The 22,795-nt window shown below is 63.1% G+C and carries 23 protein-coding genes; 12 read left to right on the top strand and 11 right to left on the bottom strand.

Annotated features, from left to right (window positions below):
- The first annotated feature begins 16 nt into the window (after nucleotides 1–16).
- Nucleotides 17–2,233, top strand: a complete 2,217-nt coding sequence (locus tag H5P29_RS20975; RefSeq protein WP_154385568.1) for an exopolysaccharide transport family protein — start codon at nucleotides 17–19, stop codon at nucleotides 2,231–2,233.
- A gap of 1 nt (nucleotide 2,234) precedes the next feature.
- Here H5P29_RS20975 and H5P29_RS20970 read toward each other — a convergent pair whose 3' ends face one another.
- Nucleotides 2,235–3,446 (bottom strand): GNAT family N-acetyltransferase, encoded by a 1,212-nt coding sequence (locus tag H5P29_RS20970; RefSeq protein ID WP_154385567.1) that lies wholly within the window; start codon nucleotides 3,444–3,446, stop codon nucleotides 2,235–2,237.
- Nucleotides 3,447–3,536: 90 nt separating this feature from the next.
- On the opposite strand from H5P29_RS20970, the gene H5P29_RS20965 reads away from it, so the two are divergent.
- A complete protein-coding gene (locus H5P29_RS20965; protein ID WP_154385566.1) occupies nucleotides 3,537–4,586 on the top strand; it encodes a polysaccharide deacetylase family protein in 1,050 nt (349 codons plus the stop codon).
- Between the two features lie 2 nt (nucleotides 4,587–4,588).
- Here H5P29_RS20965 and H5P29_RS20960 read toward each other — a convergent pair whose 3' ends face one another.
- Nucleotides 4,589–4,807: a DUF2842 domain-containing protein gene (locus H5P29_RS20960; protein WP_067962901.1), complete on the bottom strand. Its 219-nt coding sequence runs from the start codon at nucleotides 4,805–4,807 to the stop codon at nucleotides 4,589–4,591.
- A 184-nt stretch (nucleotides 4,808–4,991) separates the two neighbouring features.
- Between H5P29_RS20960 and H5P29_RS20955 the strand changes: the two genes are divergently transcribed.
- Nucleotides 4,992–6,086, top strand: coding sequence for a COX15/CtaA family protein (locus tag H5P29_RS20955; RefSeq protein ID WP_154385565.1), 1,095 nt, complete (start codon nucleotides 4,992–4,994; stop codon nucleotides 6,084–6,086).
- Here the strand turns inward: H5P29_RS20955 and H5P29_RS20950 are convergent.
- The 3 genes from H5P29_RS20950 to speB all read right to left on the bottom strand — a co-directional run bounded on the left by H5P29_RS20950 (nucleotide 6,076) and on the right by speB (nucleotide 8,925).
- Nucleotides 6,076–6,942 carry an aminoglycoside phosphotransferase family protein gene (locus H5P29_RS20950; RefSeq protein WP_154385564.1) on the bottom strand — a complete coding sequence of 289 codons (867 nt, stop codon included), beginning with the start codon at nucleotides 6,940–6,942 and terminating at the stop codon, nucleotides 6,076–6,078. The genes H5P29_RS20955 and H5P29_RS20950 overlap by 11 nt on opposite strands.
- Before the next feature lie 2 nt (nucleotides 6,943–6,944).
- Nucleotides 6,945–7,883: an N-acetyl-gamma-glutamyl-phosphate reductase gene (gene argC, locus H5P29_RS20945; RefSeq protein WP_067962895.1), complete on the bottom strand. Its 939-nt coding sequence runs from the start codon at nucleotides 7,881–7,883 to the stop codon at nucleotides 6,945–6,947.
- Between the two features lie 85 nt (nucleotides 7,884–7,968).
- Nucleotides 7,969–8,925, bottom strand: coding sequence for an agmatinase (gene speB, locus H5P29_RS20940; protein ID WP_154385563.1), 957 nt, complete (start codon nucleotides 8,923–8,925; stop codon nucleotides 7,969–7,971).
- A 204-nt stretch (nucleotides 8,926–9,129) separates the two neighbouring features.
- On the opposite strand from speB, the gene H5P29_RS20935 reads away from it, so the two are divergent.
- Complete coding sequence (locus H5P29_RS20935; protein ID WP_067962889.1) at nucleotides 9,130–10,203, top strand: glycerophosphodiester phosphodiesterase family protein; 1,074 nt, start codon at nucleotides 9,130–9,132, stop codon at nucleotides 10,201–10,203.
- 15 nt (nucleotides 10,204–10,218) lie between these two features.
- Here the strand turns inward: H5P29_RS20935 and H5P29_RS20930 are convergent, their stop codons facing one another.
- The 4 genes from H5P29_RS20930 to H5P29_RS20915 all read right to left on the bottom strand — a co-directional run bounded on the left by H5P29_RS20930 (nucleotide 10,219) and on the right by H5P29_RS20915 (nucleotide 12,240).
- Nucleotides 10,219–10,494, bottom strand: coding sequence for a hypothetical protein (locus H5P29_RS20930; RefSeq protein ID WP_067962885.1), 276 nt, complete (start codon nucleotides 10,492–10,494; stop codon nucleotides 10,219–10,221).
- A 123-nt stretch (nucleotides 10,495–10,617) separates the two neighbouring features.
- The gene (gene rpsI, locus H5P29_RS20925; protein WP_067962883.1) at nucleotides 10,618–11,094 is read right to left on the bottom strand and encodes a 30S ribosomal protein S9; all 477 of its coding nucleotides are present in this window, start codon (nucleotides 11,092–11,094) and stop codon (nucleotides 10,618–10,620) included.
- Nucleotides 11,095–11,096: 2 nt separating this feature from the next.
- Nucleotides 11,097–11,561: a 50S ribosomal protein L13 gene (rplM, locus tag H5P29_RS20920; RefSeq protein ID WP_067962880.1), complete on the bottom strand. Its 465-nt coding sequence runs from the start codon at nucleotides 11,559–11,561 to the stop codon at nucleotides 11,097–11,099.
- A gap of 220 nt (nucleotides 11,562–11,781) precedes the next feature.
- The gene (locus tag H5P29_RS20915) at nucleotides 11,782–12,240 is read right to left on the bottom strand and encodes a PaaI family thioesterase (RefSeq protein ID WP_067962876.1); all 459 of its coding nucleotides are present in this window, start codon (nucleotides 12,238–12,240) and stop codon (nucleotides 11,782–11,784) included.
- A 181-nt stretch (nucleotides 12,241–12,421) separates the two neighbouring features.
- On the opposite strand from H5P29_RS20915, the gene H5P29_RS20910 reads away from it, so the two are divergent.
- From H5P29_RS20910 to H5P29_RS20890, 5 genes are all read left to right on the top strand, one after another.
- Nucleotides 12,422–13,243, top strand: a complete 822-nt coding sequence (locus H5P29_RS20910; protein WP_154385562.1) for an enoyl-CoA hydratase — start codon at nucleotides 12,422–12,424, stop codon at nucleotides 13,241–13,243.
- Between the two features lie 2 nt (nucleotides 13,244–13,245).
- Entirely contained in the window at nucleotides 13,246–13,668 is a 423-nt protein-coding gene (locus tag H5P29_RS20905; protein ID WP_067962870.1) for a VOC family protein, read from the top strand.
- Between the two features lie 71 nt (nucleotides 13,669–13,739).
- Nucleotides 13,740–14,261, top strand: coding sequence for a CoA-binding protein (locus H5P29_RS20900; RefSeq protein WP_067962867.1), 522 nt, complete (start codon nucleotides 13,740–13,742; stop codon nucleotides 14,259–14,261).
- 145 nt (nucleotides 14,262–14,406) lie between these two features.
- On the top strand, nucleotides 14,407–15,690 hold the full coding sequence (locus H5P29_RS20895; protein ID WP_067962865.1) for an O-acetylhomoserine aminocarboxypropyltransferase: 1,284 nt from the start codon (nucleotides 14,407–14,409) through the stop codon (nucleotides 15,688–15,690).
- An 88-nt stretch (nucleotides 15,691–15,778) separates the two neighbouring features.
- Nucleotides 15,779–16,123, top strand: a complete 345-nt coding sequence (locus H5P29_RS20890) for a cupin domain-containing protein (RefSeq protein ID WP_154385561.1) — start codon at nucleotides 15,779–15,781, stop codon at nucleotides 16,121–16,123.
- A gap of 3 nt (nucleotides 16,124–16,126) precedes the next feature.
- Here the strand turns inward: H5P29_RS20890 and H5P29_RS20885 are convergent, their stop codons facing one another.
- Complete coding sequence (locus H5P29_RS20885) at nucleotides 16,127–16,774, bottom strand: CatB-related O-acetyltransferase (RefSeq protein WP_154385560.1); 648 nt, start codon at nucleotides 16,772–16,774, stop codon at nucleotides 16,127–16,129.
- A gap of 32 nt (nucleotides 16,775–16,806) precedes the next feature.
- Nucleotides 16,807–17,457: a bifunctional 2-polyprenyl-6-hydroxyphenol methylase/3-demethylubiquinol 3-O-methyltransferase UbiG gene (locus H5P29_RS20880; protein ID WP_246670793.1), complete on the bottom strand. Its 651-nt coding sequence runs from the start codon at nucleotides 17,455–17,457 to the stop codon at nucleotides 16,807–16,809.
- Nucleotides 17,458–17,704: 247 nt separating this feature from the next.
- On the opposite strand from H5P29_RS20880, the gene H5P29_RS20875 reads away from it, so the two are divergent.
- From H5P29_RS20875 to lon, 3 genes are all read left to right on the top strand, one after another.
- Nucleotides 17,705–18,337: an ATP-dependent Clp protease proteolytic subunit gene (locus tag H5P29_RS20875; protein ID WP_067962859.1), complete on the top strand. Its 633-nt coding sequence runs from the start codon at nucleotides 17,705–17,707 to the stop codon at nucleotides 18,335–18,337.
- Nucleotides 18,338–18,637: 300 nt separating this feature from the next.
- Entirely contained in the window at nucleotides 18,638–19,912 is a 1,275-nt protein-coding gene (gene clpX / locus H5P29_RS20870; protein WP_067966693.1) for an ATP-dependent Clp protease ATP-binding subunit ClpX, read from the top strand.
- Between the two features lie 336 nt (nucleotides 19,913–20,248).
- Nucleotides 20,249–22,663 carry an endopeptidase La gene (lon, locus tag H5P29_RS20865; protein ID WP_067962855.1) on the top strand — a complete coding sequence of 805 codons (2,415 nt, stop codon included), beginning with the start codon at nucleotides 20,249–20,251 and terminating at the stop codon, nucleotides 22,661–22,663.
- Nucleotides 22,664–22,795: the final 132 nt, after the last annotated feature.

Here is a 22,795-nt window from a genome sequence, read left to right as displayed (position 1 = left end):
TCGGAGTAGGAACTGCATGTCTGGCGTCCAATCCACTGCCGGTGATGTCGATGTCGATCTGCGTCAGCTCTTCGCCAGTCTTGCGAGGAACTGGCTGCGCCTGCTGCTGTTTTCGGTTGCCGTCACTGCTCTTGCCTTCGTGCTGACTTCGCTGGCGACGCCGAAATACCGCGCCGAGACCCGACTTCTGATCGAAACGCGCGAGTCCGTCTTCACCCGGCCCGACGGCAGCGGCGACAACGAACGTCCGATCCTCGACGAGGAGGGGGTGACGAGCCAGGTCGAGGTCATCGGTTCGACCGACATCCTCAAGCAGGTTGCCAGGAAGCTCGACCTCGCCAGCCTGCCGGAGTTCGACGCCGCTTCGGAGATGTCGACGATATCGCGCCTGCTGGTCATTGCCGGGCTGAAGAGCGATCCCAGCGAGCTGCCGCCCGAAGAGCGCGTGCTCAAGGCATTCCGCGAACAGCTGACCGTCTATCGCGTCGAAAAATCGCGCGTCATCGTCATCCAGTTCTCTTCGGCCGATCCCAAGCTTGCGGCAGCGGTGCCCAATGCGATCGCAGAGGCCTATCTCGAATTCCAGCGCGGCTCGAAGCTCGAGTCGAGCACCGAGGCGACCGATTGGCTGAAGCCGGAGATCGCCGACCTCAACAAGCGCGTCAAGGATGCCGAGGCCAAGGTCGCCAGCTTCCGCTCGCAATCCGACCTGCTCGTCGGGCAGAACAATTCCGCACTTGCCACCCAGCAGCTGTCCGAACTTTCGAGCGAACTGTCGCGTGTCCGTGCCGGCCGTTCGGCCGCCGAGGCCACGGCGCAGAGCGTGCGCCAGGCCTTGAAGGGCGGCGGGTCGATCGACGCCATCCCGGAGGTGCTGTCATCTGGCCTGATCCAGCGCCTGCGCGAGCGCCAGATTCAGCTGCGCGCCGATATCGCCGATCTTTCGACATCGCTTTTGCCCAATCATCCGCGCATCCGGGCGCTGAATTCCCAGCTTTCGGACCTCGACGCGCAGATCCGCTCGCAGGCTGAAAAGGTGCTTGTCGGACTGGTCAACGAGGCCAGCAGCGCCGACCTGCGCGAAAAGCAGCTTGTCGCCGACCTCAACCGGCTGAAGGTCGAGTCGGCCCGCGTCTCCGAGGAGGAGGTCGAACTGCGCGCCTTGGAGCGCGAGGCCGCGGCCCAGCGCGCGCTGCTCGAATCCTATCTCACCCGCTATCGCGAGGCCGCATCGCGTCAGGACCGCAACTATCTGCCGGTCGACGCGCGCGTGTTTTCGACAGCGATCGTTCCGTCCGAATCCTACTTTCCCAAGGTCGTCCCGATCGTCGGCGCCGCCTTCGTCGGTTCGCTGCTGCTGATGGCGATCTTCACCCTGCTGCAGGAGTTGTTCTCCGGTCGCGCCATGCGCCCCGCCGCCGGCGCCCGCGTTACACCTGTGACGGTGGCGATGCCGGCGCGCCACGCCGCCGAGCTGCCGGAAGATGACGCGCCCAGGGCCTGGGTTGAAGCAGAAGAACCGGCGGCTGCAGCCCTGCTTGCCGACGTCGACGGCGAGCCGCAGGAGATGGTCGATACGCAGGACGATCTTGCCGTCGCCGATGAGCCCGCCGGGGAACCCATGCAAGCGCCGACCCATGGCGGCATCAGCATCGAGACGGCGGCGGAAAGGCTGATTGCCGGGGGTGCCGCGCGTGCCATCTTCGTTTCACCCGAGGGCGACGATGCGGCAGCAACGGCGGTACTGGTTGCCCGCGAAGTCGCCGATTCCGGCCTGCGCGTGCTGCTGCTCGATTTGACCGCTTCGGGTGCCGCGGCAGGGCCGATGCTCGATGGTGGCCGTTATCCCGGTATCACCAACCTGCTCGCCTCCGAAGCCCAGTTCACCGATGTCATCCGCGCCGACCATTATTCCGATTGCGATGTCATGCCGGTCGGCACAGCCGATCCGGCGCGCGCCATGCGTGCCGCCGACCGTCTGCCGATCATCATGGACTCGCTGACGACCGCCTATGACCTCGTCGTCGTCGAATGCGGCCCGGCCGACGCCGGCGAAATCACGCGGCTGGTCGGCGACGGCACCGAGGTGCTGGTCAGCTTCCTCCGCCATGACGATGAGATTGCCTATGTCGCCGACGGCCTGCGCGCCGGCGGCTACGAGGACGTCATCCTGGTGACCCCGGTCGGCCATCACTTGCCGACGACGCCGCAGCCGACGCGGACGGCTGCCTGAGCTAATCTTCTTCGGGGGGCGCCGCCGCGGCCGGCTTGCCGCGCACGCCTGAACGCAAGCGTTTGATCAGCGCCCACATCCTGTCGTTGTTCTTGACGACGCTTTTGGCGCGCGACAGCGACCTCAGGCCAAGCGCATAGACGCGGCCCTTGGCCGTCAGCGGCGCCAGCACATCGGCATGCTGGATCTCGAGGTCGCACCACTGCCGCTTGTAAGGCTCGTCGCCGACGCTGAAATCGTAGACACCGAAGCCCTGGCCGCAGGCTTCTGATATGTTGTCGAAGAACAGGTATTCGCCTGGGCTGGCATGGGCCAGTTCGTCGTCTGATATGGCGCCGAACTCGCAGATCAGTCGATTTCCGGCACGGCTCGAGCCGGTCACCGCGCGATACTTGCCGCCGACCTCGAGCCCGTGCAGGACGAAGGATGGATGTTCGCTTGCCAGCGCGTCGACGAACAGCTTGCGGAAGAATGTGCGTACGTTGGTCTCGGCAAACACGTCGGTGATGCCCATCGCGCCAAAGCGCTGCTCTTTCATGGCGAAGAACGCGTCGAGCATGGCATTGGCCTCGACGGTCGTCGTTGCCATTGTGCGCCGTGCGCCGCCGAGAGCTTCGTATTTTCGCTCCTGGCTGCGATGCCGCTTGCGCTTCTTCTTGCCGCTGGTTCGCGTCAGCACGCGCTCGAAGCCGCTGTCGAGATCGACGGCAAGTGCGAGATTCGGGCTCGGCGCCGACGGCAGCCTCAGCAATGGATTGGGCAGGCCATCGAGGTCGCTGAACAGGCGGTCGAAGGCAACGAGGTCGATATCCGGCCGGGCCGTGCCGATTGCGCGGACGAGGACGCTGATGTCATCGGCACTGGCCGCCGCAAGCCAGTTCCTGTCGGCAGCCGGAAAGTTGCCGTTGGCATGTTTGCCGCCCAGGAACCTGGCAATGCGAAACGGCCCTTCGCGGACGACTTCAAGGGCAAGCGACATGACCGGCCGGCCATTGGCGTTCAAAGTGGCCAGGATGGCGTCGGGTTTGCTGGTCTCGATCCAGGCGGCAACCCATTCCGGGCTCTGGGCCGGCGCATGGATATTGGTGAACTTGCCGTAGGCGCTCAACGCATCGCACGAAGCCGCCAGCACAACTGCCGTCGTCGCGTTGCCGGTGGCGGCAGCATGACGGAGCAAGGCATTGTTTTCGCTGGGGGCAGTAGCGTCAACCATACTTCAATCCTTGCCGGCTATTGGTCGGCATATATGGAGCATTCCTCGGTATGCTCGACGCCACCGAGCCTAGGCGCCAAAGGTGAAGGAATGATCGACATAGCCAGAAAGCTGGCTTTCCTGCTGATCGGATATGGTGGGCTTGGCGCTCTGGCCAAGCCGCTGGTGGGCGGCGTCGGCGTTATCCTCATGCTGCACCGGGTCAGTGCGCTGCTCGACCGGCCCGACGGCCCCAATCGTCATCTGACCATAACGCCCGGCTTTCTCGACGTGCTTATCGGCGAGATGAAGCGGCTCGGTTATGCCTTCGTCTCCATGGATGAGGTTGTCGGCCGCCTGAGCTCCGGCCGCACGAAGGGGCCCTTCGCAGCGCTCACTGCCGACGACGCCTATCGCGACAATCTCATCGAGGCCTTGCCGGTTCTCGAGAGCCATGGCGCGCCCATCACCATCTATGTCGCGCCGGGGCTCACCTCGGGTGCTGCCGACCTGTGGTGGGAGGTTCTCGACGACATCGTCGAAGCCGGCAAGCCGGTGACGGCCACGGTCATGGGCGAGCAACGCACATTCGAATGCACTACGCCGCGTGACCGCAAAGGCGCTTTCCTTGAACTGTCCGACTGGCTGACGTCGGAAGTGTCGGAAGAAGATCAGCGGCAGGTGCTGCGCGGCCTGGCCGAGCAGGTTGGCGTCGACGCCTCGGCGCCGAACCGCGACCTGTTGATGGATTGGACCGAGATCAGGCGAGCCGCCAGCCACAAGCTGGTCACGATCGGGGCCCACACGGTCCATCACTGCAATCTCAAGCGCCTCGAAGCCGGCAAGGCGCTGCGCGAGATGCACCGCTCGCGCAGTCTGATCGAGGCCGAATTGGGCGAGGCACCGCAGCATTTCGCCTATCCTTACGGCTATGCGGCGGCGGCTGGCATGCGCGAGACCCATCTGGCGCGCCAGGCCGGCTTCGTGTCGGCGGTCACGACCCGGCACGGCGTTCTTGTACCCGGCCATGCCGCGCATATGCATGCTTTGCCGCGGATTTCGGTCAACGGCCGCTACCAGGATCTCGCATCGATGCGCGCCATGCTGTCGGGCGCGACGACATTGATCACCAATGGCGGTCGCAAGCTCGTGACTGTGTAGGTTCAGTGACCGGCGGTCTTGGATGGCTTGACCATCCATTTGATGATCAGCATCGCAGGCAGGATCCAGAGCAGGCCGCTGAGGAAGAAGAACAGCAGGTGGGTGACAGGGCCTGATTGCGACAGCTGGGCAACAGCCACCATGGTCGCGATCAGCGCGTAGACGACGACCAGCAGCACCAGCAGCACGGTTCCGATCAGCTTCTTGACGCGCACGGGCATTTCTTCATCCTTTGTCCAGGCTTCGCATAGTCGCTCTGGCCAGCCGGTGCAACCGGGTAGGGTGGCCGGCGCGACTGCGTGTCGCGTGGGCCGAACTTGCCAGCGGGGCCATCATGGTCCACCAGTCCCGCGGTTTCGATGAGCCGGGAACGATTGCCGGGAACGATTGCCGGGAAAGATTGTAATGTCAGCCATGACCAACACTGCCGCACCGCTTGCCGAGCGCAACAGGGAGCTGCACAACCGCACGCTGGTTCGCGGCTGGCTTTATCTCGTGCTGCTGGTGCTGTTTGCGCTTGTCATGGTCGGCGGCGCCACCCGCATGACCGGCTCCGGTCTCTCCATCACCGAATGGAAGCCGATCCACGGCGTCATTCCGCCGCTCAACCAGGCCGAATGGCAGGAGGAGTTCGAGAAGTATCAGCAGATCCCGCAATATGAGCAGATCAACAAGGGCATGACCGTTGACGAGTTCAAGGGCATTTTCTGGTGGGAATGGGCCCATCGCCTGCTCGCCCGCGGCGTCGGCTTCCTCGTTGCCATTCCGCTCGCCTTCTTCTGGATCTCGGGCCGCCTCGAGCGGCGGCTGAAACCGCGCCTCGTCGGCCTGCTGGCGCTCGGCGGGTTCCAGGGGTTCATCGGCTGGTGGATGGTCGCCTCGGGGTTGTCGGAGCGTGTCTCGGTCAGCCAGTACCGGCTGGCGATCCATCTCACCTTCGCCTGCATCATCGTCACCGCTGTCGCCTACATCGCGCGCGGCCTTGCGACCTATTCGGAGGCGCCGGCGGACCGGCGCATCCAGCGCTTCGCGGGCATCATGGTGCTGCTGGTGATGTTCCAGATCTATCTCGGCGCCCTGGTTGCCGGCCTGCATGCCGGCCTTTCCTACAACACCTGGCCGCTGATGGACGGCGCCATCATCCCCGGCGACCTTTTGGTCATCGAGCCCGTCTGGCGCAACTTCTTCGAAAGCCCGAAGACCGTGCAGTTCGTCCACCGCATGTTCGCCTATACGGTGCTGGTCGTGGCGTTCTGGCATGCGTTCACGACAATGACACAGGCGCCGCGCACGACCCATTCCCGCCGGGCCTGGGTGCTGGCTTTGCTGATCGTTGCGCAGGCGGCAATCGGCGTCGGCACCTTGCTGATGCAGGCGCATATGCACTGGGCGCTGCTGCATCAGGGTTTTGCGCTGATCGTGCTGATCTTTGCCACGGCGCATTGGCGCGCGACCAAGGGGGCATATCCCCTTGAAAACGACGTCGCGGTCAGAAGCTAGCGCGAACAGCTCTGACGGCTGCGACGACGGCGAGTTCGCTCGCCTCGTCCTCGTCGTTCTTGTCCTCGGCGTGCCAGGACGACGACAGGCAGCCCCAAGCGATGGCGTGATCCAGGATCGTGTCAGGGCGCTGCCCCAGCGTCCTGGCGAAGACCTCGGCCATGTAGGCGATGCGCTGAGGATCGACGCAGAGGTCGTCGTGCCGGTCAAGCGGGTTGTAGAAGAAGTTCGCCGCGTCGAAACCCGGATCGCCAAGGATGCCCTTGGGGTCGATGACCAGCCAGCCGCGCTCGCCGAAAAGGATGTTGTCGTGATGCAGGTCGCCATGCAGCACGCGCAGCTCGTGCGGATCGGACAGCAGACGCTCGGCAATGACTGATGCGTCCCGGTAGGGGCTTGCAAGCCCGGCGTCGCGATCGAGTTCGGCCTTCTTGAACAGGCTGTCGAAGCGCTGCCGCAGCGGCTGCAGATCGGCAGGAGGCGGGACGTCGGACGGCGAAAACAGCTGCGCCATCACCTCGTTGGCGATGTCGGTGGCGTGGCGGTCGCCGTGATCGTTCAGTTCATCGACGAGCAATCGCTCGCCGGCATATTCGAGCAGCATGTCGTGCCCCTCGAAGCCGAGCAGGCGCACGGCGCCGACGCCGTCGCGCCAGCTGAGATAATGTGCGCCGCGCAATTCGTCGGCGACATCGTCGAACGGCTTGAGCGCCTTGACCACGGCCGGTTTGCCGTCGGCCAGCCGCACCTTCCAGATGCGGCTGGAAAACGTCTCGGCAATCAGCTGGGGATCGCTGACATTCCAGTTCTTTGGCCACCGTTCCGGCCCGCGATCGGAAATGCCAGCCTGATCCATTCCTAGTGCTTGAGCCCGAGCATCAGGTCCATGTTCTGGACAGCGGCACCGGAAGCGCCCTTGCCGAGATTGTCGAGCAGCGCCACGAGGTTGACCTGGCCCTGGCCTTCGGTGCCGAAGACATAGAGCTTCATGCCGTCGGTGTCGGCAAGCTCGGTCGGGTCAAGCCGGTCGAGCTTGGCGCTGACCTCAAGCGGCACGACCTCGACGATTTCCTGTCCGGCATAGTGCGCGGCAAGCGTTGCGTGGATGTCGGCGATCGAGGCCGAGCCATTGAGGTCGGCGAGGTGCAGCGGCACCTGGACGATCATGCCCTGGGCAAAGCGGCCGACCGAGGGCGCAAAGATCGGGCGGCGCTCGAGCAGGCCATGCTGCTTCATCTCGGCAACGTGTTTGTGCATCAGCGGCAGGCCGTAGAGGAAGTGCGGCGCAGCGATGTGGTCGGGGCGCGAGGCGTCCTCCATCTGGCCGATCATCTGCTTGCCGCCGCCGGTGTAGCCGGAAACGGCGTTGACGCTGACAGGGTAGTCGGCCGGCAGGGTGCCGGCCGCGACCAGCGGACGGATCAGCGAGATCGCGCCGGTCGGATAGCAGCCCGGGTTGGCGACGAGCCGTGCATCGGCGATGCGCTTGCGCTGGGCAGCGTCCATCTCGGCAAAGCCATAGGCCCAGTCGGGGTGGACGCGATGCGCCGTCGACGTATCGATGATGCGGGTCGAGTTGTTGCCTTCGAGAATGCGGACGGCTTCCTTCGAGGCATCGTCGGGCAGGCACAGGATGGCGACATCCGCCTCGTGCAGGCGCTCGGCCCTGAGGTCGACGTTGCGGCGTTCGGCTTCCGGGATCGACAGCACGGCGAGGTCGTCGCGGGCGGCGAGGCGCGTGCGTATCTGGAGGCCCGTGGTGCCGTGTTCGCCGTCGATGAAGATTTTCGGTTTCATTGTCTGCCGTCCGTCGAAAAATTCGTTATTTCAGGTGGTTATGGCCAAATTCGGACTCTCGTCCGCAAGCCGTTGATTCAATGCCTCAGGCCTTGTCGCGCGCCTTCTTCTCGGCCAACAGGCCGAGATAATGCATGGCGACCGTCGAGCCGGCGATAGCCGTAATATCGGCATGGTCATAGGCCGGTGCAACCTCGACGATGTCGGCGCCGACGATGTCGATCTGGGTCATCTGGCGCAGCACCGACAGGATCTTGGCCGACGACGGGCCGCCGGCCACCGGCGTGCCGGTTCCGGGCGCAAAGGCCGGGTCGAGGCAGTCGATGTCGAAGGTGACATAGGTCTTCTTGCCGCCGGTGCGTTCGGCGATCGCATAGGCGATGTCGGCAGCGCGCATCTCCTCGACCTCGTGGCCGTAGAGGATCTTGATGCCGCAATCGTCGGGCGCGTGCGTACGGATGCCGATCTGGATCGAGCGATCGGGGTCGATGATGCCGTCCTTGACGGCGCGCGCCACGAACGATCCGTGATCGATGCGCTTGCCGTCGTCAGGCCAGGTGTCCTGGTGGGCATCGAACTGCACCAGCGCCATCGGGCCGTGGATCGCCGCATGCGCCTTCAGCACCGGCCAGGTGACGAAATGGTCGCCGCCGAGCGTCAAAAGGAAGGCGCCCGATCTCAGGATCTTGGCTGCTTCGCGCTCGATTGCAACAGGGGTCTTCTGGTGGTTGCCGCTGTCGAGCAGGCAGTCGCCATAGTCGATGACGGCGAGGTCGTCGAACAGGTCGCGGTTGAACGGGTATTGCGGGTCGCAATCGAAGATCGCCGAGGCGCGACGGATGGCCTGCGGGCCGAAGCGTGCGCCCGGCCGATTGGTGACGGCGGCGTCGAAGGGGATGCCCCAGACCACCGCCTCGGCCCCAGTGACATTCTTCGAATACTTGCGGCGCATGAAGGACAATGCCCCTGCATAGGTCGGATCACCCGAGCGACCCTTGGGGCCGCGTGCGGTAAAGGCGTGATCGATCGACGAAGAGGGCATGGGCAGTTTCCTTATTCGGTCTTTCGGAATTCGGTCGTTCAGAATTGCGAGGCGCAAGAACTACAGAAGCCTGAACCAACATGCCAGCCCCATGGCGAATTGCGTGTGACAGCTGCATTCATCGCCCTGTCATCTGTCTTTCACGCCCATGTCATCGCCGCCTTTTAGGTCGCTCCAGGCATATCAAGCCATGGAGCGATTCCCATGCGGACAGTTCTGGCAGGCGCAGTCTCGGTCTTGCTGACCCTCGCTCTGGCGACGTCTGGCCATGCCGGTTCTCGTTCCGAAGAGATCCTCGCGCGCTTCGAAAATGCCAATCAGTGGCGTGACCATGTGATGGTCGTGGCGCACAGGGCAGGCGGCCTGCAGGACGGCAAGCGGCGCTTTGCCGAAAACTCCATCGCCGCCCTGCGCGATGCGATCTCTCTCGGCGCCGAAATGGTCGAGATCGACATCCGCCGCTCCGCCGACGGCGAACTGATCGTCATGCATGACAGCTGGCTCGACCGTACCACCGACTGCACGGGCGAGGTCGTAACCCGCGCCATGGACGAGCTCAGGACATGCCGGCTCGTCGTCGAGGGCACCGGCACTGTCACCGCCGAAACAGTGCCGACGCTGCGGGAATATCTGTCGGTCGCCAAGGGCAGGATCCTGGTCAATCTCGACAACAAGCTCGACACCGCCGACCTCATCGACATGGTTGCGCTGGCGCGCGCCATGGAGATGGAAGAGCAGGTGGTGGTCAAGGCGAACCTGTGGAATGCCGAGCGTGTCGCCGCCGTGAAGGCGGTGATGGCGCGGGTGGGGCAAGGCTTCCAGTTCATGCCGATCATGGCTGACGACGCCGTGCGCGACCCCGCTTTCGTCGAGGCATCGGGCAAGGCTTTCGCCGCAAATGCCGTGGAGATGATTGCCTGGCGCGGCGACACCGAAACCATGACCGTATCTGGCGGGCCGCTGTTTTCGGCCAGGGTCAAGGCAGCGGCCATTCGCGGCAACTGGCACATCTGGGTCGACACTCATGCCATCGTCAACAAGCCGGGTGGCTATCTCGCCGGCGGCCGCGGCGACGAACTGGCGGTGGCCGCCGGGTTTCCCAACGAAGTGTTCGGCTTCTGGGCCGAACGCGGCGCGACGATGATCCAGACCGACGAGCCGCGTGCAGCCATCAACTGGCTGGCCGCCAATGGCTATCGTGTGCCTTATGCCGAATTGGAAAAACCCGTGGCCTCTGTCGCAGGCCAGGCGGGCGCGTCCCAGCCGCCGACCAACTGATGCCGCGGGAAGGGGCTAATACGCACTCGAGCCCCGAAGCGCCTTGCGCCGGTCCTTGAGCGAATATTTCGAGCCGCCCTCCTTGAGAAGCCTCTTGCCCTTTTTCTTGCAGTGGCTGTCGGCCTTGCCGGCGGCCTTTCGCGCGTCGGCACCCTTTTCGATCGCCTTGTCATAGGCGCGCATCCAGCAACTGTCGAACGAGGTTGCCCGCTTGAGAAACTTGTTCGACGCGGCCTCTGCTGGGCCAGCGGCAAAGGCTATGGCGACTGCCAGTGCGAGCATGCGGACCATGGTGATTTCCACCGGCGGCTTGAAGTTGCGCTTCCAAGCATAAGCCAGGCCGGCCGGAACAGCATGCGGAAAAGAAAAAGGCCGCCCGAAGGCGGCCTTTCCGAAATCCGGACTGCGAAACGCTTAGCGCTTCGAGAACTGGAACGAACGGCGGGCCTTGGCCTTGCCGTACTTCTTACGCTCGACGACACGGCTGTCGCGGGTCAGGAAGCCGCCCTTCTTGAGCACGCCGCGCAGCGTCGGCTCGTAGTAGGTCAGCGCCTTGGAGACGCCGTGACGAACAGCACCGGCCTGGCCCGACAGACCGCCGCCGACGACGGTGGCGATGACGTCGTACTGGCCGACGCGAGCAGCCGCGACGATCGGCTGGTTCAGGATCATCTGCAGCACCGGACGGGCGAAATAGGTCGCGAATTCCTTGCCGTTGACGATGATCTTGCCGGTGCCCGGCTTGATCCAGACGCGAGCAATGGCGTTCTTGCGCTTGCCGGTGGCATAGGCGCGGCCGCTCTTGTCGAGCTTCTGGACGTGGACCGGAGCTGCCGGCTGTGCGGCTGCAGCGACGGTGCCGAGTTCTGCGAGCGAGCTGAGATCAGCCATGATTACGAGGCCTTCTTGTTCTTGGCGTTCAGCGCGCCGACGTCGAGCGTCACAGGCTGCTGGGCGACATGCGGATGGTCGGCGCCTGCATAGACGCGGAGATTCTTCATCTGGCGACGACCGAGCGGGCCACGCGGGATCATGCGCTCAACGGCCTTCTCGAGCACGCGCTCAGGGAAACGGCCTTCGAGCAGCTGGCGCGCGGTGCGCTCCTTGATGCCGCCGGGGTGGCCGGTGTGCCAGTAGTACACCTTGTCGGTGAACTTCTTGCCGGTGAACGCGACCTTGTCGGCGTTGATGATGATGACATTGTCACCGTCGTCGACGTGCGGGGTGAAGGTCGGCTTGTTCTTGCCGCGGAGGATGTTGGCGACGATGGTGGCGAGACGGCCGACGACGAGACCTTCGGCGTCGATCAGCACCCACTTCTTCACCACGTCCGCAGGCTTCTGCGAAAAGGTTGTCATGGTCTTATGCTTTCGGTTCGGACCTTCAAGAGAAGGCGTTTCTTGTTGCTTTCATTGGCGTTCGGCCAGGGCCTGCCGCCAATAACAAAACGGCGGCCTTTGCGGACCGCTGCTTTGGATGGGCTTATAGGCGAGGGCTGATGGCCCGTCAAGCGAGCCAAAAAAGGCAGTCGTCTTGTAATATGAAGCAAAAACAATATGTTATGAGTGTGGTAATATTTTACCGCGTAGTTTGGCGCTTCGGCGGGATCGAATAGGTGCCGGTTGCGTGCGCCACCGTCTGCCGGTCCGGGCCGGCGACGATGTCGATGTCGAACACCATCAGGCTCTTGCCGAGCTTCAGAATTCGGCAGTGGCCGTCGATCGGGCCGGCTTCGGCCTTGCGCATGAAGCTGATGTTGAGATTCGTCGTCACCGACAAGGCGTCTGGTCCGGCGTGGCTCAGCACGCAGACATAGCCGCCGATGTCGGCAAGCGTGAACAGCGACGGGCCCGAGACGGTGCCGCCGGGCCGGAGATGGCGTTCGTCGGCGTTGAGGCGCACGGTGCATCCACCCGGGAAAACCTCCGTCACCCGGTAAAAGTCGTACTGTTCGTTGAGCTGAGGGTAGACCTGCTTGAGGAGATCGTTGACCTCGTTCGCCGTCATCGTCGGCGTCAGTCCGTGCTGCTCGGGCATATAGCTCTTTCCATCGACTTTCCCACCATGCGCCCCGGCCCCATTTCTAGGCTTGCCGGATGAACCGTCGAGTTCGCCACGTTCACATGGTTGGGAACCAAGTTTGTGTGCAAACGTATATGGCTGAGGCTCGACTTTGGCGATTCGTCTTTCGCCGCACTGAACTCGCTCAGGGGACACCATGGCAGAAATCGTCGCCATCAAACGTAGCACACCGGAAGGTCCGGTTTGGGCCAGTCTGGATAAGGGCGTGCTGCGTCTGGTGCTCTCCAATCCGCCGGCTAACGTGCTCTCGGTCGCGACCATGGCAGCACTTCAGGCCCAGCTGGATGGCGCCATGGACGACAAGGCGATCCGGGTGATCGTCATCGCCGCCCAGGGCGGCGTGTTTTCAGCCGGCCATGACCTCAAGGAACTGACGGCGCACCGAAGCGATGCCGATCGCGGCCGCGCCTTCTTCGAGCTCACAATGTCGCGCTGCTCGGCGCTGATGCAGTCGATCGTGCGCCACCCCAAGCCTGTCATCGCCGAGGTCGACGGCCTCGCCACCGCGGCCGGCCTGCAGCTCGTCGCCAGTTGCGATCTCGCCATTGCCTCCGATCAGTCGACCTTCTGCACGCCCGGCGTCAATATCGGCCTGTTCTGCTCGACGCCGATGGTCGCGCTCTCGCGCAACGTCTCGCGCAAGCAGGCGATGGAGATGCTTTTGACCGGTGAGACCATCGACGCCACGACAGCGCGCGACTTCGGGCTGGTCAACCGTGTCGTGCCGCGTGAATACCTGAATCACATTGTTGGCAAATATACGCAAACCATTGTTTCGAAATCGCCTTTGACGCTGAAGATCGGCAAGGAGGCGTTCTACGCCCAGGCCGAGATGAGCCTTGCCGAAGCCTATGACCATGCAGCCAGGGTGATGGTCGACAACATGCTGGCAAAGGATGCCGAGGAGGGGATTGGCGCATTCATCGACAAGCGCCAGGCCGACTGGACAGGAGAATAGGTTTGGAACAACGCCTTTCGCTTGTAACACTTGGAGTGGACGATCTCGGCCGCGCCGTGCGCTTCTATGAAGCAATGGGGCTCAGGCGGAATCAGTCGATCACCGAGGGTGTCGCCTTCTTCCAGATGGGGGGCATCGTGCTCGGTCTCTGGAGCCGCGACCAGCTGGCTGCCGACGCCGGCGTTCCCGGCGGCAAGGGCGGTTTCTCCGGTGTGTCGATTGCCTACAACACGCGCTCCGAGGCGGAGGTCGACGAGATCCTGGCGACGGCCGAAAGGGCAGGCGGCCGCATCGTCAAGCCGGCGCAGCGCGCCTTCTGGGGCGGCTGGTACGGCTATTTCGCCGATACCGAAGGCCATTTGTGGGAAGTGGCCCACAATCCCGATTTCCCGATCGCCGAGGATGGCTCGATCTCGCTGCCGTGACGTGTGTTTGCACACGCTTTCGAAAGCCGGTATCCAGTGCCGTCGAACGACGCGGCCATGAACAACGACAGATGAACCACGACAGCTACGACAACGCCTACATCGCCGGAATTCTGAATGCGGTGAAGACGATCGCCGTCGTCGGCGCGTCGGCCAATGACGTCAGGCCGAGCTACTTCGTCACCAAATATCTGATCGACAAGGGCTACGAGGTCTTTCCGGTCAATCCCGGACATGCCGGCAAGGACATCCTTGGCCGCATGACATATGCCAGCCTTGCCGACATCCCCGCGCCGATCGACATGGTCGATGTTTTCAGGGCGTCGCCTGCCGTGCCAGGCATCGTCGACGAGGTGCTCAAGCTCGATCCGCTGCCCAAGGTGATCTGGACGCAGTTGACCGTTCGCCATGACGAGGCCGCCGCGCGCGCTGAGGCTGCGGGCATCAAGGTCGTCATGAACCGTTGCCCCAAGATCGAATATGCGCGGCTTGCCGGCGAAATCGGCTGGAACGGCGTCAATTCCGGCGTGCTCTCCTCGAAGCGCCCTGTCATGCGCGAGGGTTTCCAGAGTTTCGGCATCCGCGCAAAATAGTCCGGCATTCGTCCGGGTTTTTGCAATGCCGCGCAAATAATCTCTGCCTGCCGCGGCAGATGTGAAATTTTCGTCTTTGCTTTCCGCCGCGGCCTTGGCCAAAGATGCCAGCTGATTTGACGAACCTATTCTTTGGAGGAAAAAGATGTCCCAGCGCGCCCCTGGTTTCAACACGCTTGCCGTCCACGCCGGCGCCAAGCCCGATCCGGCAACCGGCGCACGCGCCACGCCGATCTACCAGACGACGTCCTATGTCTTCGACGATGCCGACCACGCAGCCTCGCTGTTCGGGCTCAAGGCCTTCGGCAACATCTACACCCGCATCATGAACCCGACCCAGGCCGTGCTCGAGGAGCGCATCGCAGCGCTGGAAGGCGGCACGGCGGCGCTTGCCACCGCCTCCGGTCACGCCGCCCAGCTGTTGGTGTTCCACAACCTGATGCGCCCGGGCGACAATTTTGTCGCCGCGACCCGCCTCTATGGCGGCTCGATCAACCAGTTCGGCCATGCCTTCAAGAATTTCGGCTGGGAAGCGCGCTGGGCCGACACCAACGACATCTCGAGCTTCGACAAGCAGATCGACGGCAAGACCAAGGCGATCTTCATCGAGAGCCTGGCCAATCCCGGCGGCACCTTCGTCGACATCGAGAAGATCGCCGACATCGCCCGCAAGCACGGCCTGCCCCTGATCGTCGACAACACGCTGGCAAGCCCCTACCTCATCCGCCCGATCGAGCATGGTGCCGACATCGTCGTCCATTCGCTGACCAAGTTCATCGGCGGCCATGGCAACTCGATCGGCGGCGTCATCGTCGACGGCGGCACCTTCGACTGGTCGAAGTCTGGCAAGTATCCGATGCTGTCGGAACCGCGGCCCGAATATGGCGGCGTCGTGCTGCACGAGACCTTTGGCAACTTCGCCTTCGCCATTGCCGCCCGCGTGCTCGGCCTGCGCGACCTCGGCCCCGCCATTTCGCCGTTCAACTCGTTCCTGATCCTCACCGGCCTCGAGACCCTGCCGCTGCGCATGCAGCGCCATTGCGACAATGCGCTGACCGTCGCCGGCTGGCTGTCCGACCACCCCAAGGTCGAATGGGTGGCCTATCCCGGCCTCAAGAGCGACAAGAACCATGCGTTGATGAAGAAGTATTCGCCCAATGGCGCCGGTGCGGTCTTCACCTTCGGCCTCAAGGGCGGCTACGAAGCGGGCGTCAAGTTCGTCGAGGGCCTGGAGCTGTTCTCGCACCTCGCCAATATCGGCGACACCAAGTCGCTGGTCATCCATCCCGCCTCGACAACCCATCGCCAGCTCTCCGACGAGCAGAAGATCGCCGCCGGCGCCGGACCCGACGTCGTCCGCCTCTCGGTCGGCATCGAGGATGTCAGCGACATCATCGCCGACCTCGAGCAGGCGCTGGCCAAGGCCTGACCGGCCGTGCAAGACTTGGCCCCGGCAGCGTGTGCTGCCGGGGTCTTTTGCTTTTTGCCGGGGCCCTTTGCTGTTTGGGAGTGCGATCTTGCCGCTGTTTCTGACCATCGACGTCAATGGCATCGAGCCGGAAGCAGGCGCGCCGGCAAGCGGCCGTCTGATTTCGGGAGACCCGAAATTCACCACCTGGAATGCCGAGGAGGCCGATGGCGGGCTCTATGCCGGCATCTGGCAGTCGACGCCGGGCAAATGGCGCATCGAATATGACGAATGGGAGTTCTGCCACATCCTGTCGGGTGTCTCCGTCATCTCGGAGGAGGGCGGCGAGGCCCGCACGGTGCGGGCCGGCGACAGCTTCGTCCTCAGGCCCGGCTTCAAAGGAAGCTGGGAAGTGCTTGAAACGACTCGCAAGGAGTACGTGATCCGGCTCTGAGCGTCAGCTTCGCCCCGCATCGAATTTTTCCGACGCCGATGCCAGCGCGTCGATCTCGTTGGCGCATAGCAGCGGCTTCAGCGCCTCGAACTTCTCCGCGGGCCATTCGTAGACCTTGAGCGCCAGCAATCTGTCGACAACGGCCTGCGCAAAACGCGTCTTGATCGGCACGGCCGGATTTCCGGCAACGATCGTGTAGGGCGCCACCTCCTTGGTCACGATCGCGCCCGAGGCGATGATGGCGCCTTCACCGACGGTCACGCCCGGCATGATCATGGCGCGCATGCCGATCCAGGCGCCATCGCCGATGATCGTGTCGCCCTTGCCGGCATAGGCATCCAGAATGAACTCCGGGAACGGATAGAGACTGAACCAGTCGGTGCGGTGCGTGTGGTTGCCGCCCAGCAGGATCACCGCTTCTGCGCCGATGCAGACATAGTCGCCGATGTGGAGCTGGTCGATCGGCCAGGCCGGCTGCCATGCCTTGAGGCTGTAGGCGTCGCCATAGAGATACCGCACCACGCTGTCCTCGAACGATCCCGACCAGGCATCGCTGTAGTAGCTGTGCGTGCCGCGAACATGGATGTTCGGATTGGTGACGGTCTCGTGCAGCAGTTCCACCTTGGACCAGTGCCTGGCGTCGTTTTTCATTGCTTTAGATCCTCGGGGCGCACCCCAGCCACTCAGGCTTTGATGGCGAATACATGAAGCCAGTCGGTTGGCTGGCGGTCGTAGCCGCTGCCTCTGCGGCTGGTGATTTCGATTTGCCCGTTCCAGCCGCGGTCGCCATATGCGCCTGCCAGCCATTCCGGGGAAGGGTAGTTATAGTACCTTCCGAAGCGGTCACGCCCCTCGGCCTCGCCCGCCTTGAAGCTTGCGTAAAACACCCCTCCGCGGACCAGTGCCCGCTGAACACGGGAAATGATTGCCGGTAGATGTTCGCGCGGCACATGCAGCAGGCAGGCATTGGCCCACACGCCGTCATAGGCGTCGATTTCGTCGATGTCGTCAAACAGAAGGACCTTGACGGTTCGGCCAAGGCGTCTCGCGGCCGCCGCCGCGATTGCCTCCGTACCATCTGACGGCGTTACGTCGAAGCCCTCGGCAAGCATGGCCTCGCTGTCTTGTCCCGCGCCGCATCCGAGTTCCAGCACGCGGCCGCCGGCGGGCAGGCGGGCCATGAAGTCGTGGAGACGGTGCCTGCTCGCCGGCTGGCCCCTTGCCGTGTAGGTTTCTGCCTCGTTCGAGTAGAACCGGATCGTTTCCTGGTCTTTGGCTTCCCTCACGATCGCTCCGATAGCTGGTGTCCGCAAACAGGCCATCGAGATCGTCATCAAGGCCGGATATCCGCTCAACCGACAGCCGAGCGTCATTTGAGAGGAGCCACTACCGCAGCAGGCATGGAAAGTTCCAGTGCCGAGCATTGAGCCAGCTGTCGCAGCGAAAGTTAGCAGTAGCTGAAATCACGGGTGGTCACCGGCCTTGCGCAATGGTGAGGCGGCATCCTATTTACAGGGCAAAGCCTCTGAACCGATTCTGCCCGTCCGGCGCCGGAATCCCCTCACGATAAAGGGACAGTCGATGAAGAACCCCGTCGAAACATACATGAACCTCGTTCCGATGGTGGTCGAGCAGACCAATCGCGGCGAGCGCGCCTACGATATCTTCTCGCGCCTGCTCAAGGAGCGCATCATCTTCATCACCGGTCCGGTCGAGGACGGCATGGCGACGCTTGTCTGCGCCCAGTTGCTGTTCCTCGAGGCCGAGAACCCGAAGAAAGAGATCAACCTCTACATCAACTCGCCGGGCGGCGTGGTGACCTCGGGCATGGCGATCTACGACACCATGCAGTTCATCAAGCCGGCGGTATCGACGCTGTGCATCGGCCAGGCGGCCTCGATGGGCTCGCTGCTGCTCTGCGCCGGCCACAAGGACATGCGCTTCGCAACCCCGAACGCCCGCATCATGGTGCACCAGCCCTCCGGCGGTTTCTCCGGCCAGGCTTCGGACATCGAACGCCACGCCCAGGACATCATCAAGCTCAAGCGTCGCCTCAACGAGGTCTACGTCAAGCACACCGGCAAGGACTATGACACCATTGAACGGACGCTCGACCGCGACCATTTCATGACTGCCGACGAGGCGCGTGACTTCGGTTTGATCGACAAGGTCATCGAAAGCCGCGACGTCGCTGAGGGTGCCACGGCTTCGTGATTGGACGCTGCGACCTGCCTGCAGGGCCACATCTCGCATTTTTGAGGTGCCCTGCGGCATTTCGGACACATTTTGCTGTTCCCTCGATGGAAGCGTCGGCCTACGTTAAGGTGGCGTTGAGCTTCGACGGCTTAGCGTTGTTCAAGGGTGCCGCGACTCGTTGCAGCGACTTCTGGAATGTGAGTGTACGGAAATCGTTGCGGCGGCCAGGGAATGGCGGTGGCGGCGTCCGTCGTTAGATTGCATATGCGCCCCGGAGCCAGACCTTCGGCCGGGCGGCAGTGAAAGGACTTGGACAAGATGAGCAAGGTCAGCAACGGCGGCGGCGACTCCAAGAACACGCTCTATTGCTCGTTCTGCGGCAAGAGCCAGCATGAGGTACGCAAACTCATCGCCGGCCCGACCGTCTTCATCTGCGACGAATGCGTCGAACTGTGCATGGACATCATCCGCGAGGAGAACAAGACCTCGATGGTGAAGTCGCGCGAGGGCGTGCCGACACCGCAGGAAATCCTCAAGGTTCTGGACGACTACGTCATTGGCCAGCCCCACGCCAAGCGCGTGCTGTCGGTGGCTGTCCACAATCACTACAAGCGTCTTGCGCACGCTTCGAAGAGCAACGACGTCGAGTTGGCGAAGTCCAACATCCTGCTGATCGGCCCGACCGGCTGCGGCAAGACGCTGCTGGCCCAGACGCTCGCCCGCATCATCGACGTGCCGTTCACCATGGCGGATGCGACGACGCTGACCGAAGCCGGTTATGTCGGTGAGGACGTCGAGAACATCATTCTCAAGCTGCTGCAGTCGGCCGACTACAATGTCGAGCGCGCCCAGCGCGGCATCGTCTACATCGACGAAATCGACAAGATCAGCCGCAAGTCGGACAACCCCTCGATCACCCGCGACGTCTCGGGCGAGGGCGTCCAGCAGGCACTGCTGAAGATCATGGAAGGCACAGTCGCTTCCGTGCCGCCCCAGGGTGGCCGCAAGCACCCGCAGCAGGAGTTCCTGCAGGTCGACACCGCCAACATCCTGTTCATCTGCGGCGGCGCCTTCGCCGGCCTCGACCGCATCATCTCGGATCGCGGCCGCAAGACATCGATCGGCTTCGGCGCCAATGTCGCTTCGCCTGAGGACCGCCGCACCGGCGACCTGTTCCGCCAGGTTGAACCAGAGGATCTGCTGAAGTTCGGCCTGATCCCCGAATTCGTCGGCCGTCTGCCCGTGCTGGCGACGCTCGAGGACCTCGACGAGCCGGCGCTGATCCAGATCCTGACCGAGCCGAAGAACGCCCTGGTCAAGCAGTACCAGCGCCTGTTCGAAATGGAAAATGTCGACCTGACGTTCCACGAGAACGCACTCTCGGCGATCGCCAAGCGCGCCATCGAGCGCAAGACGGGCGCCCGCGGCCTGCGTTCGATCATGGAAGCGATCCTGCTCGACACCATGTTCGAGCTTCCGGCGCTGGAAGGCGTCCAGGAAGTCGTGATATCGGAAGAGGTGGTGACCGGCAGTGCCCGGCCGCTCTACATCTACTCCGAACAGAAGGAAAAGAAGGGCAGCGTCAGCGCCTGAGGCTTGGCGACCCAAGGCTTGGCGACCCAAGGCTTGGCGAATTGCCTGCCGCATGATGCGGCGATACGAACTACCGCTCCAGCGAACGGCGCCCCAGCGGCGCCGTTCCGCATTCTGGGGCTTCATTTTGGGACTTCAGGGAAACGTGTGCCATACCTGTTGGGGATTGGCCTTGATGTTTACCCGGCGAAGCTCCAACTAACGGAAGAAGAGGCGATGGGTAGGTTTTCGTGCTGTAATGCCGCGCGGTAATCGGCGGTAGGCGGAACCGTCCATGGTCGTTAATATGAGATTCGCGGTTGGCGCTCGCGCGGCTGCGAAATGAAAGGTTGGACAATGGCCAAAATATCCCGCTCTTCCAGCGAAGGTACCTTCGCAGTCCTGCCGTTGCGCGACATCGTCGTGTTCCCGCACATGATCGTCCCGCTGTTCGTGGGCCGTGAAAAGTCGATCAAGGCCCTGGAAGAGGTGATGGGTCAGGAAAAGCAGATCCTGCTTGCGACCCAGATGAATGCCGCCGACGACGATCCCGAGCCCGATGCGATCTACGACATCGGCACGCTTGCCAATGTGTTGCAACTGCTGAAGCTGCCCGACGGCACCGTCAAGGTGCTGGTCGAAGGCACGACGCGCGCCAAGATTCAGTCCTTCACCGACAAGTCCGACTTCCACGAGGCCCACGCGCTCATCCTGAGCGAGCCGGAAGAGGAAGAGGTCGAGGTCGAGGCGCTGGCGCGTTCGGTGGTTTCCGACTTCGAAAACTACGTCAAGCTGAACAAGAAGATTTCGCCCGAAGTGGTTGGTGCTGCCAGCCAGATCGAGGACTATTCCAAGCTCGCCGACACGGTGGCCTCGCATCTCGCGATCAAGATCACCGAGAAGCAGGAGATGCTCGGCACGCTGTCCGTCAAGGAGCGGCTCGAGAAGGCGATGGGCTTCATGGAAGCCGAAATCTCCGTCCTGCAGGTGGAAAAGCGCATCCGCAGCCGCGTCAAGCGGCAGATGGAGAAGACCCAGCGCGAGTACTATCTCAACGAGCAGATGAAGGCGATCCAGAAGGAGCTCGGCGAGGGCGAGGACGGCCGCGACGAGGCTGCCGAGATCGAGGCGCGCATCAAGAAGACCAAGCTGACGAAGGAGGCCCGCGAAAAGGCGGATGCCGAGCTCAAGAAGCTGCGGTCGATGTCGCCGATGTCGGCCGAAGCCACCGTCGTGCGCAACTATCTCGACTGGATCCTGTCGATCCCGTGGGGCAAGAACTCCAAGGTCAAGCAGGACCTGCACTTTGCCCAGGAAGTGCTCGACACCGACCACTACGGCCTCGACAAGGTCAAGGACCGCATCGTCGAGTATCTCGCCGTGCAGAGCCGCCAGAAGAAGCTGAAGGGGCCGATCCTGTGCCTCGTCGGTCCTCCCGGCGTCGGCAAGACCTCGCTCGGCAAGTCGATCGCCAAGGCGACCGGCCGCGAGTTCGTGCGCATGGCGCTCGGCGGCGTGCGTGACGAGGCCGAGATCCGCGGTCACCGCCGCACCTATATCGGGTCGATGCCCGGCAAGGTCATCCAGTCGATGAAGAAGGCGAAGAAGTCCAACCCGCTCTTCCTGCTCGACGAGATCGACAAGATGGGCCAGGACTTCCGCGGCGATCCGTCGTCGGCGCTGCTCGAGGTGCTCGATCCGGAACAGAACGCAACGTTCATGGACCACTATCTCGAAGTCGAATACGACCTGTCGAGCGTGATGTTCGTGACGACGGCGAACACGCTGAACATCCCTGCGCCCTTGATGGACCGCATGGAGATCATCCGTATCGCCGGTTACACCGAGGACGAGAAGGTCGAGATCGCCAAGCGGCACCTGATGCCGAAGGTCGTCCGCGACCACGCGCTCCAGCCCAAGGAGTTCTCGGTTTCCGAAGATGCGATCCGTGCCGTGATCCAGCTCTACACCCGTGAAGCCGGCGTGCGCAGCCTCGAGCGCGAGCTGATGAAGCTCGGGCGCAAGGCCGTCACCGAGATCATCAAGACCAAGAAGAAGTCGGTGAAGGTCACCGCTGCCAACCTGGACGATTATCTCGGCGTACAGCGCTATCGCTTCGGCCAGGTCGAAGGCGAGGATCAGGTCGGCGTGGTCACCGGGCTTGCCTGGACCGAGGTCGGCGGCGAACTGCTGACGATCGAAGGCGTGATGATGCCCGGCAAGGGCAAGATGACGGTCACCGGCAACCTGCGCGACGTCATGAAGGAGTCGATCTCGGCTGCGGCATCCTATGTCCGTAGCCGTGCCCTCGACTTCGGCGTCGAGCCGCCGCTCTTCGACAAGCGCGACATCCACGTGCACCTGCCCGAGGGCGCCACGCCTAAGGACGGTCCGTCCGCAGGTGCCGCCATGGCCACCGCGATCGTTTCGATCCTGACCGGCATTCCTGTCAGGGCCGACGTCGCGATGACCGGCGAGATCACGCTGCGCGGTCGCATCCTGCCGATCGGCGGGCTGAAGGAGAAGCTGCTTGCGGCCCTGCGCGGCGGCATCAAGAAGGTGCTGATCCCGGAAGACAACGCCAAGGATCTGGCGGAGATTCCGGAAAACGTGAAGAGCGGCATGGAGATCATCCCGGTTTCGCGGGTTGGCGAAGTGTTGCGTCACGCACTCGTCAGGATGCCGGAACCGATCGAGTGGACCGAACCGGTCGATGTTCCCGCGGCCAAGTCGGATGCCGGCGAGGATGCCGGCAAGGGCTTCGCTCATTAGTTGTATCTAAAGTCGCCGTCAAAACAAAAAGCCGGGCTCGCGCCCGGCTTTTTCATGTGAAAAAACCCCGGAATTCCGGGCTTTTTGCCCCTTTTCGACTTGGTTGTGCTCGAAGTTTTTCCTAAAGTCCGT

The organism is Aminobacter sp. MDW-2, from assembly GCF_014250155.1.
GTDB lineage: Bacteria > Pseudomonadota > Alphaproteobacteria > Rhizobiales > Rhizobiaceae > Aminobacter > Aminobacter ciceronei.
The sequence above is the reverse complement of the archived record's forward strand: the minus strand, read 5'-3'. Positions and strand labels throughout refer to the sequence as shown.

What these genes read in the sequence shown, in the direction of transcription:
- H5P29_RS20975 (WP_154385568.1), top strand. Translation starts at nt 17, where the DNA reads ATGTCTGGCGTCCAATCCACTGCCGGTGATGTCGATGTCGATCTGCGT.
- H5P29_RS20970 (WP_154385567.1), bottom strand. Translation starts at nt 3,446, where the DNA reads ATGGTTGACGCTACTGCCCCCAGCGAAAACAATGCCTTGCTCCGTCAT.
- H5P29_RS20965 (WP_154385566.1), top strand. Translation starts at nt 3,537, where the DNA reads ATGATCGACATAGCCAGAAAGCTGGCTTTCCTGCTGATCGGATATGGT.
- H5P29_RS20960 (WP_067962901.1), bottom strand. Translation starts at nt 4,807, where the DNA reads ATGCCCGTGCGCGTCAAGAAGCTGATCGGAACCGTGCTGCTGGTGCTG.
- H5P29_RS20955 (WP_154385565.1), top strand. Translation starts at nt 4,992, where the DNA reads ATGTCAGCCATGACCAACACTGCCGCACCGCTTGCCGAGCGCAACAGG.
- H5P29_RS20950 (WP_154385564.1), bottom strand. Translation starts at nt 6,942, where the DNA reads ATGGATCAGGCTGGCATTTCCGATCGCGGGCCGGAACGGTGGCCAAAG.
- argC (WP_067962895.1), bottom strand. Translation starts at nt 7,883, where the DNA reads ATGAAACCGAAAATCTTCATCGACGGCGAACACGGCACCACGGGCCTC.
- speB (WP_154385563.1), bottom strand. Translation starts at nt 8,925, where the DNA reads ATGCCCTCTTCGTCGATCGATCACGCCTTTACCGCACGCGGCCCCAAG.
- H5P29_RS20935 (WP_067962889.1), top strand. Translation starts at nt 9,130, where the DNA reads ATGCGGACAGTTCTGGCAGGCGCAGTCTCGGTCTTGCTGACCCTCGCT.
- H5P29_RS20930 (WP_067962885.1), bottom strand. Translation starts at nt 10,494, where the DNA reads ATGGTCCGCATGCTCGCACTGGCAGTCGCCATAGCCTTTGCCGCTGGC.
- rpsI (WP_067962883.1), bottom strand. Translation starts at nt 11,094, where the DNA reads ATGGCTGATCTCAGCTCGCTCGCAGAACTCGGCACCGTCGCTGCAGCC.
- rplM (WP_067962880.1), bottom strand. Translation starts at nt 11,561, where the DNA reads ATGACAACCTTTTCGCAGAAGCCTGCGGACGTGGTGAAGAAGTGGGTG.
- H5P29_RS20915 (WP_067962876.1), bottom strand. Translation starts at nt 12,240, where the DNA reads ATGCCCGAGCAGCACGGACTGACGCCGACGATGACGGCGAACGAGGTC.
- H5P29_RS20910 (WP_154385562.1), top strand. Translation starts at nt 12,422, where the DNA reads ATGGCAGAAATCGTCGCCATCAAACGTAGCACACCGGAAGGTCCGGTT.
- H5P29_RS20900 (WP_067962867.1), top strand. Translation starts at nt 13,740, where the DNA reads ATGAACCACGACAGCTACGACAACGCCTACATCGCCGGAATTCTGAAT.
- H5P29_RS20895 (WP_067962865.1), top strand. Translation starts at nt 14,407, where the DNA reads ATGTCCCAGCGCGCCCCTGGTTTCAACACGCTTGCCGTCCACGCCGGC.
- H5P29_RS20885 (WP_154385560.1), bottom strand. Translation starts at nt 16,774, where the DNA reads ATGAAAAACGACGCCAGGCACTGGTCCAAGGTGGAACTGCTGCACGAG.
- H5P29_RS20880 (WP_246670793.1), bottom strand. Translation starts at nt 17,457, where the DNA reads ATGACGATCTCGATGGCCTGTTTGCGGACACCAGCTATCGGAGCGATC.
- H5P29_RS20875 (WP_067962859.1), top strand. Translation starts at nt 17,705, where the DNA reads ATGAAGAACCCCGTCGAAACATACATGAACCTCGTTCCGATGGTGGTC.
- clpX (WP_067966693.1), top strand. Translation starts at nt 18,638, where the DNA reads ATGAGCAAGGTCAGCAACGGCGGCGGCGACTCCAAGAACACGCTCTAT.
- lon (WP_067962855.1), top strand. Translation starts at nt 20,249, where the DNA reads ATGGCCAAAATATCCCGCTCTTCCAGCGAAGGTACCTTCGCAGTCCTG.